The sequence below is a fragment of the Dyella ginsengisoli LA-4 genome, assembly GCF_000334915.1.
GTDB lineage: Bacteria > Pseudomonadota > Gammaproteobacteria > Xanthomonadales > Rhodanobacteraceae > Dyella_A > Dyella_A ginsengisoli_A.
The window spans coordinates 68,183-82,902 of the sequence record NZ_AMSF01000005.1 but is presented as its reverse complement, the minus strand read 5'-3'; the positions used below and the strand labels follow the sequence as shown (position 1 = coordinate 82,902).

Here is a 14,720-nt window from a genome sequence, read left to right as displayed (position 1 = left end):
GACCGACGCAGGGTCGATCCGGGCCAGGGTCACGCAGGCGAAACGATCAGGCGATGCCGTCGAGCAGGCGTCGCGCGGTATCGCGCTGCATCTGGGTGCCTTCGGCCAGCACTTCCTCCAGCATGGCGCGGGCGCCGTCGGCGTCGCCCATGTCGAGGTAGGCGCGGGCCAGATCGAGCTTGGTGTCGATCGGGTCGTCGCTGAACTCGCCCATCTCGAAGTCACCACCACCCTCGGACGGCTGCCAGGCCGGCAGTTCGTCCGCCTCGCCGGCCGGAGCCGCGGCCGGCTCACTGGCGAGCGAATCCAGCGACAGGCTATCGTCCATGGCGCCGAGCGGGTGCTCTTCAGCCTGCTCGACCGGCTCTTCGTGCTGCCCGGCATCGCCCGGCGCACCGGGGCGGGGAGTGAGGTTGAAGTCGAAGTGGTACTCGCTGATCTTGGACGGACCCGACGGCATCGGCGGCGGCACCGGGGCACCTTCGTGCAGGTCTTCGGCCGGCTCGTCGAGGTTGAAGCCGCCCAGCGGGGCGCGCTCGGACTCGGGCACCGACGTGTCGACGCCGGCGAACAGCGGGTGACCGGGCACCAGATCCTCGCCCATCGCCGCCACGTCCTGCCACTCGGACTGCTGCGGATCGCTGATATGGGCGTACATGGCCTCCGCAGCAGCCTCGAAATGCTCCACATCACGACGGTGGTAGTACAGGCTGACCAGCTCCAGGTGCAGGCTGATGTCGTCGGGGTGCTCGGCAAGCTGATCGAGCAGCTCGTCCTGATCCGGATCGCTGCTGCCGCTGTCATCCAGCGGAGGCACCGAGCCGAAGCGGTCGGCCAGCGAGGACGTGCTCTTGGCCGGGGCCTTGTTGCGTCGACCGCGCAGCAGGAGGAGCAGCAGCAGCACGACGACGCCACCACCAGCCCCCCACGCCCAGGTCTGCATGTACCAGGGCTCTTCGGTCGCCATCGGCCTGGGCGCAACCTTGGCCGGCACGGTCTTCGCCGCCGGCTTCGTCACGGGCTTGACGACCGGCTCGCTCGCCTGCGGCTTGGCGCCGGACGGCACGCTCGCGGCGGAAGCGGGGGCACCGGCAGTGGACGCCGGCACCGGAGCCACGTTGCCGGCAGGGGCTGTCGATGCCGAAGCCGGCTGCAGCGGCGCCGTCGCCGGGGCCGGCTTGGCGACACTTGCCATGCTCGCAGGCGCGGACATGGGCGCCGGAGCCGGAGCGGCAACCGGCTCACTCGCCGGGGCGCCATTGCGGGCTTCGGCGAGCTTGCGCTGCAGCTCGGCGATCTCGCTGTCCTTCAGTGCCAGCAGGCGCTGGTTCTTGCCATTGATGTCTTCCAGGTCCTTCAGGCGCGACCGGAGGTCGGCGCTCTGCTGCTGCAGGTTGGCCACGCTCTCCTGGCTCTGCTGCAGGTCGCGACGCAGGTCGGCGGCCTTGCCGCCACCCGCACTGGCGCTCTTGCTGCCCTTGGCGGACGGAAGCAACTCGAGATGGTCGCTGGCCTTGGTCGCCGGCGCAGTCGGCGAGCTCGAAGCCGAGGGCCGGGTGCCGGCATCGGCCACGTTGGTCGGCGCGGAGACGGTCCCTGCGCGCCAGTCGCTGTTCTGCCGCCGCACCTCTGCCATCGCCGCGGCGATCGAGGTAGCGCGGGCCTCTTCGGCGCTGGGCACGCGCAACACGGCGCCGCGCTTGAGCGCGTTGATGTTGTCGCGATAGAAGGCATCCGGGTTGGACTGCTTCAGCGCCAGCAGCATCTGGTTGAGGTCGACACCGTCCGGCCGGACCTTGGCGGCGATGGCGGAAAGCGTATCTCCGCTCTGCACCGGGCCGATCTGACCATTCGCGGCCACCTGCGGCGCGGGCGCCGGAGCCGGTGCGCGGGATGGCGCCTTGCGGGCCGGCGCCGGGGCGGCGGCCGGCGGTGCCGACGCCATGCCCGGCGGATCGAGCAGGATGGTGTACTCGCGCAGGCTCTTGCCCGACGCATTGTCCACTTCGACCAGCAGGTCGAGGTAGGGATCGTTGATCGCCTCGGCACTGGTGATGCGGATCAGCTTGGTGCCGTGCGGACCATTGACGATGGCGAAACTCAGCGGAACCGAGGTCCGGCCGTCGGTAATGCCGGCGCGCATGAAATCCGCGTCCGAAGCCAGCTTGGCGCTTAGATTGCGCAGATCCCCCGCACCTTCCGGCGTTACCGGGATTTCCGCCACCAGCGGCTGCCCCAGCGCCGATTTCACCTGGATCTGGCCCAGCTCGAGCGCTGCCGCCTGGCTGCTCCCCAGCGCCAGCGCCAGCATCAAAGACAGTTTCAACGAACGATTCATCGCGTTTCCCCCGGACTCCCCGTGACGCTTACCCGGTGGCCGCAAGCTGCGACAACCGCCTGAATGACGCGCCACTTTAGTTATATGCCAGCCAATCAACAATAGGCGCGGCGACCACTTGCAGGATGTTTCTGCGCCAGCTTCTCATTATTGTGCCCGATCACGGGCCGGTGGCGAGCGCCTCATCGGACACTCCGGCCGCCTTGAGCTGGCGACGAAGGCGCTCCAGCGCCTGGTCCTGCTCCCGAAGCCGTTGGCTCGCCTGGCGGCTGCGCGCCTCCTGCTCGGCCACCTCCCGCTGGAGTTTGGCGACCTCGGCGGCATGGCTGGCCACGGCCTTGTGGGCCTTGACCACCTTTCCCCTTTCCGCGCCATGCGCCGGCGGCGATGCCGCCCCACAGGCCGCTGCCACGCCCGCGGACAGCATGCCGCCGAGGACCAGCCCATACATCGGACCTGCACGCATCATCGATCCACCCTCTTGATTACAGATAGTCCCGGACCAGCAGCTCGGCCACCTGCACGGCATTGAGTGCCGCACCTTTGCGGATGTTGTCGGACACGACCCACAGGTCCAGTCCGTGCTCGTGCGAGATGTCCTCGCGGATGCGACCGACGTAGACCGGATCCTTGCCGGCCGCGTCGCCCACCGGGGTCGGATAGCCGCCGGCCTTGCGCTCGTCGATCACCACCACGCCCTCGGCCTGCTCCAGCAGCGCGCGGGCCTGCTCGGCGGTGATCTTGTCGCGGGTTTCGATGTGCACGGCCTCGGAGTGGCCGAAGAACACCGGCACGCGCACGGCGGTCGGATTCACCTGGATCGACGCGTCCTCGAGAATCTTTCGCGTCTCCCAGACCATCTTCATCTCTTCCTTGGTGTAGCCGTTGGCCTGGAACTCGTCGATGTGCGGGATCACGTTGAACGCGATCTGCTTGGGGAACTTGGCCGGTTCCACGTCCTGGAAGTTGAGCAGCGCCGCGGTCTGCCTGCCCAGCTCCTCCAGGCCCGAGCGGCCGGCGCCGGACACCGACTGGTAGGTCGCCACGTTGATCCGCTCGATGCCCACCGCGCGATGGATCGGCGCCAGCGCCACCAGCATGCCCATGGTGGAGCAGTTCGGGTTGGCGATGATGTTGCGCACCGTGTAGTCGGCGATCGCGTGCGGGTTGACCTCGCTGACCACCAGCGGGATGTCGTCCTGGTAACGGAACTCGGAGGTGTTGTCGATCACCACCGCGCCCGCCGCGGCCGCCCGCGGCGCGTGCTCGCGACTGACCGAACCGCCCGCCGAGAAGAAGGCGATGTCCACGCCGGCAAAGTCGTAGTCGGCCAGGTTCTGCACGGTGACCTTTTTGCCGGCGAACTCGACCTGGCCGCCGGCCGAGCGCTCGCTCGCCAAGGGCACCAGCTCGCTCACCGGGAAATCGCGCTCGGCCAGAATGGCCAGCAGGGTTTCGCCCACCGCGCCGGTCGCACCGACCATCGCCACCTTGTAACTGCTCTTCTTGCTCATGATTGGTCTGTCTGCCAGGAAAGTCCTAAAAGGCCGCCGGGCCGATGACGTTCCCGCATTCGCGGGAATCTAGCCGGGGCGGAACGCAACTCAAACGTACCAACTGCGCGACCGTGAAACGGGTCACGCTTTACCGCCACGCCCCCTCATCGCCAGCACGTGGGGGTTGATCGGTGCCGGTGGGCGCCCCGCCCTGGGGCCTACGCCCAGCCCTGCCAGCACATTGTCGACGGCCAGCTCGGCCATGTTGCGGCGGGTGTCGGCGCTGGCGCTGCCCAGGTGCGGGCTGAGCACCACCTGCTCGAGTGCCAGCAGGTCGGGATGCACCACCGGCTCGTCCTCGAAAACGTCCAGGCCCGCCGCAGCCAGCCGTCCCTCGCGCAACGCCGCCGCCAGCGCAGCCTCGTCGACCAGGCCACCACGGGCGATGTTCACCAGCACACTGCCCCGCTTCATCAACGCCAACTCCCGGGCGCCGATGATGTGGTGGTTGTCCCTGGTATACGGCAACACCAGTACCAGGTGGTCCGCCTCACTCAGCAGCCCTGCCTTGTCGACCCAGCGCGCCGCGCATTCGCACTCCACCGGCTCGGGCAACCGGCTTCGATTGTGGTAGAGCACGCGCATGTCGAAGCCGCTCGCGCGGCGCGCGATCGCCTGCCCGATCCGCCCCATGCCGAGGATGCCGAGCGTCTTGCCGTGAAGATCCACGCCCAGCCAGTCGTCGAAGCGCATGGCTCCCCGCCACTGCCCGGCACGCAGCCAGCGCTCGGCGGCACCGACCCGCCGGGCGGCGGCGAGCAACAGCGCCCAGGCATAGTCGGCCGCGGTCTCGTTGAGCACTTCCGGCGTGTTGCAGGCAAGTACGCCGGCCCGCGTCAGCGCCTCGACATCGAGGTTGTTGTAGCCCACGGCCAGATTCGAGACGACCCTGAGCCGGTCGTTGCCGGCGAGCGTCGCGGCATCGACCCGGTCGGCCAGGCCGATGATCGCGCCGTCCACCGCAGCCAGGCGCCGCCCAAGCTCCTGCGCATCGTGAACCCGCTCCACCGCCTCGGCGTCGATGTCCACGTACTGCTCGAGCCGCGCCAGCACGTCGGCGAACAGTGGCCGCGACACCCAAACCTTGAGACGTTTGCTCATGCCGGAAACCTGGTCGGGGAGCGGCGTGCATGGCACGCATCCGCTCAGGGAATGCGGGGCAGCACCGCGCCGACATCGCCGCATTGGGCGCGATGGCGCAGGGCCTGGTCCATCAGCACCAGGGCCAGCATGGCCTCGACGATGGGCGTGGCGCGGATCCCGACGCAGGGATCGTGGCGCCCCTTGGTCACCACCTCCACCGGTTCGCCGGCAAGGTTCACGCTGGCCCCGGGGACGAGGATGCTGGAGGTGGGCTTGAAGGCCACCGAGACAATCACCGGCTGGCCGGTGCTGATTCCGCCGAGGATGCCACCAGCATGATTGGACGTAAAGCCGTCCAAATGAATCTCATCGCGATGCTGCGTGCCACGCTGGGACACGACGGCGAATCCATCGCCGACTTCCACGCCTTTCACCGCATTGATCGACATCATGGCCGCGGCAAGCTCCCCGTCGAGCTTGCCGTAGATCGGCTCGCCCCACCCCGGCGGCACGCCTTCGGCGATCGCGGTGACGCGGGCGCCGACCGAATCGCCGGACTTGCGCAGCGCGTCCATGTACGCCTCCAGCCGGGGCAGCTGCGCGGCATCCGGCCAGAAGAACGGATTCTGCTCGACCACGTCCAGGTCCATATCGGCCGGTACGAGTTCGCCCAGCTGCGACAGGTAACCGCGCACACGCACGCCATGACGTTCGGCCAGCCATTTCCTGGCGATCACGCCGGCAGCGACGCGCATGGTGGTCTCGCGCGCCGACGAGCGGCCACCACCGCGCGGGTCGCGAATGCCGTATTTCTGCCAGTAGGTGTAGTCGGCGTGACCGGGCCGGAAGGTCTGCGCGATCTCGCCGTAGTCCTTGCTTCGCTGGTCGGTGTTGCGGATCAGCAGCGCGATCGGCGTGCCGGTGGTGCGCCCCTCGTAGACGCCGGAGAGGATCTCGATGGCGTCGTCCTCGCGTCGCTGCGAGGTATGCCGGGTACGGCCGGTGGCGCGGCGATCCAGGTCAGCGCGGAAGTCCTCCGGGGCGATTGCCAGCCCGGGTGGGCAACCGTCCACGACGCAGCCGATGGCCGGACCGTGGCTTTCGCCGAAGGTGGTGACGGTGAAGAGCTTGCCGAAGGAGTTGCTGGACACGGGCGCTACCGCTGGGAAGAAGGTGCGAAGGCCGGATCAGCCGGCCTCATGCTGCACTGCATCTTGCCACAGCCGGCGACCGTGGCGGCCGCCGGCAAGCCGGTCAGCGGCGCGCCTGGGCTGCGGCGCGGATCGTCTTGGCGTGCTCGATCAGATCCCGGCGCTCCAGCGCGAACACGCCCATTGCGCCGACCTTGAACTCGACCCACACGAAGGGCACCTCGGGCAGCAGCTTGCCCAGCGCCCGCTCGCTTTCGCCCACCTCGACGATCAGCAGGCCGTCGTCGGTGAGGTAATCGGCCGCCTCGTCGAGCATGCGCAGGCACAGGTCCAGTCCGTCCGCGCCCGAGGTCAGCCCCAGCTTCGGCTCGTGGCTGTACTCGCCGGGCAGCGCGGCGTACTCGTCCTCGGTGACGTAGGGCGGGTTGGAGACGATCAGGTCGTAGCGCCGCCCGACCAGGCTGGTGAACAGGTCGGACTGGATCGCCTCGACCCGCTCCTCCACGTGCTGGAACGCGATGTTCTCGCGGGCCAGCGACAGCGCCTCCGGGCTGATGTCGACGATGTCGACCAGCCAGTCGGGGTTGTACTCGGCCATCGCGATGCCGATGCAGCCCGAGCCGGTGCACAGGTCCAGCGCGCGCTCCACGTGGCGATGGTCCAGCCAGGGAGCGAAGCCCGATTCGATCAACTCGGCGATCGGCGAGCGCGGCACCAGCGCGCGGCGGTCGCTCTTGAACTTCAGGCCCGCGAACCACGCCTCGCCCACCAGGTAGGCCACCGGCACGCGCTCGCTGACGCGGCGTTCGATCAGCCCCAGCACCCGCTCGCGCTCGTCGGCCACGAGCCTGCCGGCGCCATAGGCCGGCGGCAGGTCCGGCGGCAGGTGCAGTGCGGCGAGCACCAGGTGGGTGGCCTCGTCGATCGGATTGTCGTGGCTGTGGCCGAAGGTCAGCCCGGCGGCCGAGAAGCGGCTGGCGCCGTAGCGGATGAAGTCGATGATGGTGGACAGTTCGGCGGTCACGGCGCATTCCGGGCGGCATTGGCGAGCCGGCCATTATAGGTGGCTCGCCTCTATACTGGCGGGATGACTTTCAAGGTACTCCTGCAATACCTGCTGCCGCACCGCGCCCTGTCGCGGGTGGTCTACTGGGCCACCCGCTGGACCTTCCGCCCATGGAAGGACTGGCTGATCGGCACCATCGTGCGCAACTACCAGGTCGACATGGACGAGGCGGCGCAACCGGACCCGCGCGCGTACGAGCACTTCAATGCCTTCTTCACCCGGGTCCTCAAGCCCGGCGCACGCCAGCCCGACCCGGATCCCGCGGTGGTGCTGTGCCCGGCCGATGGCCGCATCAGCCAGGCCGGCACGATCGAGGACGGTCGCATCTTCCAGGCCAAGGGGCAGTCGTTCACCGCCGCCGAACTGCTGGGGGACGAGGCCGCGGCCGAACCGTACCGCAACGGCCGCTTCGTCACCGTCTATCTGTCGCCGCGCGACTACCACCGGGTGCACATGCCGCTTGCCGGCAAACTGCGCGAGACGGTCCACATCCCCGGACGAATCTTCAGCGTGGCGCCGTTCGCGGTGGAAGCGATCCCGCGCCTGTTTGCCCGCAACGAACGGCTGGTGTGCCACTTCGACGGCGAGCACGGCCCGTTCGCCATGGTGATGGTCGGGGCCGTGCTGGTCTCCTCCGTGTCCACCGTGTGGGACGGACTGGTGATCCCTCCATACGCCTCCCACATCCGCCGCAAGTCCTTCACCGGCCAGGATATTCGCCTCACGCGTTTTGCCGAGATGGGGCGTTTCAACATGGGCTCGACGGTGATCCTGCTGCTCCCCCCGGGCATGGCCGAATGGGACCCGCTCGCCTCCCAGCAGCCGGTGAGGGTCGGCCAGCGCATCGGGCACGGGTGACGCAAAACGGCAGCTGGCGCACATATTCGTGACCATGCGCGGCAGTTTGTGACCACGACCGTACAAAACTGACGCAGGCCCGGGTATTCTGGTGTATAGCGTATGAACGCGCTGCCTCCGTACCCGAGAGTCCCATGCGCCTGCTCACCCAGCTCATCGCCCTGAACCGCGCCCGCCAGCTCAATCGCCAGCTGCGTGACATCCAGCAGGCCATCCAGGGACTGTCGCGGCAAAACCGCATGCGCCTGGGCACGCTCGCCCTGCGCGAGATCGGCCAGGCCACCCGTTGCGACTTCCCGCACCTCTACGGCACCCCGCCGGAGGAGCGCTACCTGCCATGGGGCCAGGGCACCGAGATCGGCTACACCCGGGCCCGCTCGGAGAACGTCGAAGTTGCCATCCGCGGCATCGCGCTGTGGCTGGCGGTCGCCTACCACGAGACCAAGGACGCCCAGCTCGGCGGCCTGCAGACTGTGTACCGCCAGCTGATGCGCCAGCTGCGCGAGCTGAAGGACATGCGCCAGGCGTCTAACGGGGACATCCCCGGAGGCTGGATGAAGGAGGCTGCCGCCGCCTGAACGTCAGCGGCGCCGGCAGTCCGGGATCCGCAGCACCTGCCCGGGCTTGATCCGGTGCCCGTGCAGCTCGTTGGCTTCCACCACGTCCCGCACGCTGGAACAGCGCATCCGGTGCACGATGCCGATCAACGTGTCGCCAGAGCGCACGCGGTAATGCCGCGTGGGGCCATGGTGCTGTGGCTTGACCGGTGACGGGTCGACTGTCGGCTTGGGCACCACCGCATCATGCAGATCGGTGGCGAGGATCGGCCAAGGGCCATCCACGCAGCGCGCGGCGTAGGCCCGCTCCAGCGCCTTGGGCAGGGCGAGCGTGGTGCCGGCAGGCTGCTCCGCTTCCGGATCCATCCGCGGGTTGAGGTTGCGCAGGGTGCGGAACCAGCCGCCCGGCAGGTTCGCCGTGTTGCCCAGGCAGACGGTCAGCTCCGACAGCGAGGCCGGGCGCTTGAGCACCACCTGCCCCGGCCGGCCATCCACCTTCGGGAAATGCAGGTTGTAGCTGTCCGGGTGCAGGAACAGCCAGGCCGCAGCCAGCACCGCCGGCACGTAGTCACGGGTTTCCTGCGACAACTCGTCGTACACCGACGGATCGTAGAAGCTCACCCCGGGGCGGTCGCCGGCGATGCGGCGCATGCGGCCCTCGCCCGCGTTGTAGGCGGCCAGGGTGAGCTCGAGGTTGTTGTTGAAGGCACCGAGCTGCTCGTTGAGATACTCGGCATTGGCGCGCGCCGCCTGCTTCGGGTCGAAGCGCGTATCGAAGCCGTTGTCCGTGCCCAACCCGAAGCGCAGCCCGGTGGAATACATGAACTGCAGCGGCCCGGCTGCGCCCGAGCGCGACACCGCATGCACCTTGCCGCCGGATTCCTTGGCCATGATGCCGAACAGCAGCGCCTCGGGCAGGTCGGCCTTCTGGTATTGCGGCCACATCTCGAAGCGCATGTACTGGTAATTGACCCAGGCATCCATCAGATTTGGCCGCCACTGCGTCAGCCACATCTCCAGCGCTGCCTTGACCGGACCGTTCATCGCGATCAGCTCGGACAGCTTCTGGCCGTGCAGCAACGTCACCGCACGGCGTGCCTGGGGCAGGCCGGCCGCCCCTGTCGCCGCGCCGTCCGGCCCGCCCGACTCGCCCGCGGTTTCCAGTCCTTCCACCCCGATGTCGCTACCGTCCTTCAGTCGCAGCAGGCGGTCGTAGACGGCGTAGAACCGCTGGGGGTCACAGCCGGACGTGGCGTCGCAACCGGCCGCCGCCTGTTTCAGCTGGTCGAGCGCGGCCGAGAGCGTCTTCTCCGAGCCGGCCTGGTCGCCCGCCCGGGCCTGGCGCAGCGCGTTCTCGTAGCCCTGGCTGGCCGCATCGAGCCGGCCGTACAGCGCGTTGAGCGAAGGAGAAGCCGGTGCCTTGTCCGGGGCACTGGCGCAACCGGCCAGCGAAACAGCGACAGCAAACGACAGCGAACGGAGCAACGGGACACGCACGGACATGGGCAGTTGGGCTTGGGCGAAACGACCACATTAGCCGCGAGCGCCCCTCGACTCAATTGAAGTAGCGCACGGTGGTTAGAATCGTCCCATTCCCAGGGAGCGACATGCCATGAGCCAGATCCTGATCGGTCGCAACGACGAGACCGGCGTCAGCCTCGACCCGCGCTACGGCAACCGCCACGGCATGATCGCCGGCGCGACCGGCACCGGAAAGTCGGTCTCGCTGATGGTGCTGGCCGAAGGCTTCTCCCGGCTCGGCGTGCCCTGTTTCCTGGCAGACGCCAAGGGCGACCTCGCCGGCCTTGCGATGGCTGCCGGCGAACCGGGCGACAAGCTCAAGGCGCGACTGGACAAGCTCAAGCTCAGCGACTGGAAGCCACAGGCCAATCCGGTGGTGTTCTGGGACCTGTACGGCAAGCTCGGCCACCCCGTGCGCGCCACCATCAGCGAGATGGGCCCCACCCTGCTCGGCCGCGTGCTGGAGCTCAACGACACCCAGCAGGGCGTGCTCGAGGTGGTGTTCAAGGTCGCCGACGACCAGGGCCTGCTGCTGCTCGACCTGGCCGACCTGCGCAGCATGCTCGGCTTCGCCAGCGAGAGCGCCAAGGCGATCTCCGCCCAGTACGGCCTGATCAGCCCGCAGAGCATCGCCGCGATCCAGCGCAGCCTGCTCAAGCTGGAACAGGACGGCGCCGACCAGTTCTTCGGCGAACCGGCGCTGGACCTCACCGACCTGATGCGCCAGGACATGAGCGGCCGCGGCGTGATCAACGTGCTGGCCGCCGACCAGCTGATCCTCAAGCCCAAGCTCTACTCCACCTTCCTGCTGTGGCTGCTGTCGGAACTGTTCGAGCAGCTGCCCGAAGTGGGCGACCTGGACCAGCCCAAGCTGGTGTTCTTCTTCGACGAGGCGCACCTGCTGTTCGACGACTGCCCGCCGGCGCTGCGCCAGCGCGTGGAGCAGGTGGTGCGGCTGATCCGCTCCAAGGGCGTGGGCGTCTACTTCTGCTCGCAGAACCCCGACGACGTGCCCGGCGAGATCCTCGGCCAGCTCGGCAACCGCGTGCAGCACGCGCTGCGCGCCTTCACCCCGCGCGACCAGAAGGCGGTGAAGGCCGCCGCCGAGACCTTCGTCGCCAACCCGAAACTGGATGTGGTCCAGGCGATCACCCAGCTTGGCGTGGGCGAGGCACTGGCCTCCACGCTGGGCAACGGTGGCGTGCCGACCCCGGTCGAGCAGGTGCTGGTGACCACGCCGTGCTGCCGCATCGGCGCGATCACCGCCGAGGAACGCCAGACCGTACGCATGCGCTCACCGGTGGGCAGCAAATACGACACGCCGGTGAACCGGGAATCGGCCGCCGAAAAGCTCGCTGCCCGCGCGCAGGACAAGGCCGCCGACGCCGACCGGGTTGCCACCAGCGCGCCCTCGACGGCCGGCACGCCCGGCTCGGCCTGGGGCGAGGCGGTGCACGACGCACTGTTCGGTACCAAGCGCCGGCAGGGCATGATCGAGGCGCTGGGCAAGTCGGCCGTGCGCACCATGGGCAACCAGCTGGGCCGGCAGATCCTGCGCGGCGTGCTCGGCGGCATCTTCGGCGGCAAGCGTTGAAGCCAGCGCACGTCCGCATCCGGACCGTCGACCCGGCCACTCCGCTCGGCGAGCGTTTCGCCGATGGTCTGGGCTACCCGCTGCGCGGGGCGGCGCTACCCACGCTGGTCGGCCTGGCGCTGGTTCACTACCTCGGCCTGCTGCCGCTGTTCCTCGGCACTGCAGCCAGCCTGCTGGTTTGGGGCGCGACCTGGCGTTACGCCGCCGAGTGCATGCTGCATACCGCCAACGGCTTCGCCGACCCGCCCGACGTCGGATTGGGCGACAGCGACCGCGCAGCCTGGGGGCTGACCGCCGTGCACGTGCTGGCGGCCGTCGCCTGTGTGGCAGTCCCGCTGCATTCGCCCGGACTGTTCTGGCCCACGCTGCTGGCCGTGGCCCTGGTGCTGCCGGCCATCGACATGGCGCTGGCCTTCGACGGCAACCTGCTGCTGGCGATCAATCCGCTGCACTGGGGCGAGATCATCCGGCGCTTCGGCTGGACCTACCTGCTGCCGGTGGGCATCAACGTGGCCGTGGGCATCCTCGCCGTGCTGGCCTCGCTGGTCAGTGCGCGGCTGCCGCGCCTGCTCTCGCTGCCGCTGTTCGCTTTCGCCTGCACCTACCTGATCGTGCTCGGCTTCCACCTGATGGGCGCGATGATCCATCGCCGCCACGAGCACTTCGGCCTGACCCCGGAGGCCGAGGTAATCGCCGAGGCACTGGGCCAGCACGACGACCAGCGGCTGCTCGACCACGTCCGCGCACTGGCCGCGAACGATCCGATGGCGGCGACGCGGCTGCTGGTGCCGCGCCTGCAGGATCGCGAGGCCCCAGCGGAGCTGCACCAGGCTTATCGCGACCTGCTGCGCAGGCAGAACCTCACCGATGCGCTGCTGGTCCACGGACAGATCCGCATCGCCGCACTGATGGCGAACAACCAGCCGCGCAAGGCACTGGGCATGGTGCAGGACTGCATGACGATCGACCCCGACTTCCTGCCCGACGACCCCGGCAATGCCGGCGCGCTGGCCGAGGTAGCCTCACGCAGCGGCATGCGGCGGATGTCGCTCAAGCTCTGTCGCGGCTGGCTGGCCCGCTGGCCGCGCGACGGTCGCAGCCCCGCTGTCGCCCTGCTCGCCTCACGCGAACTCGAAGCCGAGGGCCAGGCGATGGAAGCCGCCGTGCTGCTCGGCCGCATCGCCGGCGCCTGGACCGACCATCCGCAACATGGCGAGCTGCTCGCCCGCATCCAGCAACTGCATTCCGGAACCCGCGCATGAGTCGTTGGCGCCCTCCCTCGCCGTCGTCGACGGCCATCATCACGCGCGCCGGTTTCGAACGGCTGAAGGCCGAACTGGACCACCTGTGGCACACCCTGCGGCCGGAGGTGGTCAGGGCGCTTGCCGCCGCCGCGGCCGAGGGCGACCGCTCGGAGAACGCCGAGTACACCTACCGCAAGAAGCAGCTCGGCGAGATCGATCGCCGCGTACGCTACCTCAGCAAGCGCATCCCGTCGCTGAAGGTGGCCGAGGGCACCCCGACCGACCGCGAGGCGGTGTTTTTCGGCGCCACGATCGAGCTGGAGAACGTCGACAGCGGGGAGACCAGCCGATACCGCATCGTCGGCCCGGACGAGACCGACGCGAAGCTCGGCTGGATCAGCATCGACTCGCCGCTCGCCCGCGCGGTTCTGAAGAAGCGCCTGGACGACGAAGTCTCTGCCGAACTACCCGCCGGCCCTGCACGGTTCGCGATCGTATCGATCACCTACGACCCGGCCTGAGCAGCCCCTCGCCTATCGGCGGCCAACGGAAATCCAGGCATCACGAGATGCGTCAGAATCCGGCCGGGACGTACCCGAATCGCTGCATCTGCTCGCGGTGCTGCTCAACCACGCGCCGAACCTGTTCGCGCGTGAGCGCGGTGCGCCATTCATTGGCACGACCTTTCCTGAAAAAGCGCACGCCCTTGTCCGACGCTTCGATGAAGCCGCCCTGCTTTTCCATTCCGGCGAGATTGCGAAATTCGGCGTGGCGGATGGCGCGATCGATACGGGTGCGGTCGACGCCAGCGGTCACCAGCTTGGCGACTTTCAGAAAGGCCTTCACCGGCTTGTCGATCATGTCCTCGTAGCGCACGACGAGGACGCGATCGTGCTTGATGTCGGCCCAGCTCCGTACGTGTTGTGACCACGATCCAAGCATCTGACTCACGAACTGGGCGTCGTTGGCCGTCGCCACATTTTCGTTGCCCAACCGCTCGATCGCCTCGTCGAGGCCGAGGCCGAAATGATGGGTCATGCTGACCGCCACATCGAGCGGATTGCGCACCACGTAAATGGCTCCCGCCGTTACGTGCATGTTGTGGAGCGGATATCCGTTGAAGCTGCCAGCCATGTTGTGCGTCTTGACGAAACGCGTCCCCGCGGCTCGCTCGGCAATCGCCATGTGAACCTGCGGACGCAGCACGGCAATCTCGTCGATATCGAAGCCGCTGCTGGGCCGACCGCCCAACTCGCTGAAGAGATCCGGGTTCGCCTCGTCTTCGGCGTACTGCGACAGCTCGTTCAGTGGTACCGGAACGGAGCGATTGGCGATGAGGTTGGCGAGGAACGCGCGCAGCCACGTATTTCCGGACTTGGGATACGAAGCCAGCCAGACGATGTTGCCCATGGTGGTTTTCGCCAGTGACAAGAGGGGCGCCGATGCTACCAGCCGCCACATGGCCGACGCGAACAGAAGCGGGGCCCGGCATCCAGCTTGCTGCAACCATCATGCGGACCGCAGCCCGGGCAATGATCGTGGATTCGGAACACGCATATCCCACGTTCCCGGATACATGCTTCGTTCGTGCCCGGAAACATCTTGGACGTCGCTGGGAAGCCCTGCAGTCTGGGCACAGGAATCACATCGGCGGATAGCGACGACGAGTGGCACGATGTTTGGCAGTGGAGCGCTTCCCCAGCGTTGCACGGCTGCCTGCCAGGGATGCCTGGCAGCGGCAGCGAACCCAGT

General features: G+C 68.3%; 13 protein-coding genes. 5 read left to right on the top strand and 8 right to left on the bottom strand.

The window, feature by feature from the left end:
• Positions 1-46: 46 nt before the first annotated feature.
• From C693_RS0101175 to prmB, 6 genes are all read right to left on the bottom strand, one after another.
• The gene (locus tag C693_RS0101175) at positions 47-2,338 is read right to left on the bottom strand and encodes a FimV/HubP family polar landmark protein (protein ID WP_017460414.1); all 2,292 of its coding nucleotides are present in this window, start codon (positions 2,336-2,338) and stop codon (positions 47-49) included.
• Positions 2,339-2,498: 160 nt separating this feature from the next.
• Positions 2,499-2,693: a hypothetical protein gene (locus C693_RS23950; protein WP_198506815.1), complete on the bottom strand. Its 195-nt coding sequence runs from the start codon at positions 2,691-2,693 to the stop codon at positions 2,499-2,501.
• Between the two features lie 130 nt (positions 2,694-2,823).
• On the bottom strand, positions 2,824-3,852 hold the full coding sequence (locus tag C693_RS0101165) for an aspartate-semialdehyde dehydrogenase (RefSeq protein ID WP_017460412.1): 1,029 nt from the start codon (positions 3,850-3,852) through the stop codon (positions 2,824-2,826).
• Between the two features lie 123 nt (positions 3,853-3,975).
• The gene (locus C693_RS0101160) at positions 3,976-4,995 is read right to left on the bottom strand and encodes a 2-hydroxyacid dehydrogenase (RefSeq protein ID WP_017460411.1); all 1,020 of its coding nucleotides are present in this window, start codon (positions 4,993-4,995) and stop codon (positions 3,976-3,978) included.
• A gap of 44 nt (positions 4,996-5,039) precedes the next feature.
• Positions 5,040-6,128: a chorismate synthase gene (gene aroC, locus C693_RS0101155; RefSeq protein ID WP_017460410.1), complete on the bottom strand. Its 1,089-nt coding sequence runs from the start codon at positions 6,126-6,128 to the stop codon at positions 5,040-5,042.
• 103 nt (positions 6,129-6,231) lie between these two features.
• Positions 6,232-7,152, bottom strand: coding sequence for a 50S ribosomal protein L3 N(5)-glutamine methyltransferase (gene prmB / locus C693_RS0101150; protein WP_017460409.1), 921 nt, complete (start codon positions 7,150-7,152; stop codon positions 6,232-6,234).
• Between the two features lie 63 nt (positions 7,153-7,215).
• Here prmB and asd point away from each other — a divergent pair, with 63 nt between their 5' ends.
• The gene (gene asd / locus C693_RS0101145) at positions 7,216-8,052 is read left to right on the top strand and encodes an archaetidylserine decarboxylase (protein WP_017460408.1); all 837 of its coding nucleotides are present in this window, start codon (positions 7,216-7,218) and stop codon (positions 8,050-8,052) included.
• Between the two features lie 134 nt (positions 8,053-8,186).
• The gene (locus tag C693_RS0101140) at positions 8,187-8,630 is read left to right on the top strand and encodes a hypothetical protein (protein WP_017460407.1); all 444 of its coding nucleotides are present in this window, start codon (positions 8,187-8,189) and stop codon (positions 8,628-8,630) included.
• Between the two features lie 3 nt (positions 8,631-8,633).
• On the opposite strand, the gene C693_RS0101135 is transcribed toward C693_RS0101140, so the two are convergent.
• Complete coding sequence (locus C693_RS0101135) at positions 8,634-10,112, bottom strand: transglycosylase SLT domain-containing protein (RefSeq protein WP_017460406.1); 1,479 nt, start codon at positions 10,110-10,112, stop codon at positions 8,634-8,636.
• Positions 10,113-10,221: 109 nt separating this feature from the next.
• Here C693_RS0101135 and C693_RS0101130 point away from each other — a divergent pair, with 109 nt between their 5' ends.
• The 3 genes from C693_RS0101130 to greB are packed head-to-tail and all read left to right on the top strand — an operon-like array spanning position 10,222 to position 13,489.
• A complete protein-coding gene (locus C693_RS0101130; protein ID WP_017460405.1) occupies positions 10,222-11,724 on the top strand; it encodes a helicase HerA-like domain-containing protein in 1,503 nt (500 codons plus the stop codon).
• On the top strand, positions 11,721-12,986 hold the full coding sequence (locus C693_RS0101125; RefSeq protein WP_017460404.1) for a hypothetical protein: 1,266 nt from the start codon (positions 11,721-11,723) through the stop codon (positions 12,984-12,986). Before C693_RS0101130 ends, C693_RS0101125 begins: the two co-directional genes overlap by 4 nt.
• The gene (gene greB, locus C693_RS0101120; protein WP_017460403.1) at positions 12,983-13,489 is read left to right on the top strand and encodes a transcription elongation factor GreB; all 507 of its coding nucleotides are present in this window, start codon (positions 12,983-12,985) and stop codon (positions 13,487-13,489) included. The genes C693_RS0101125 and greB overlap by 4 nt, the downstream gene beginning before the upstream one ends.
• Positions 13,490-13,541: 52 nt before the next feature.
• Here the strand turns inward: greB and C693_RS0101115 are convergent, their stop codons facing one another.
• Entirely contained in the window at positions 13,542-14,378 is an 837-nt protein-coding gene (locus C693_RS0101115; RefSeq protein ID WP_017460402.1) for a sulfotransferase domain-containing protein, read from the bottom strand.
• Between the last annotated feature and the right edge of the window lie 342 nt (positions 14,379-14,720).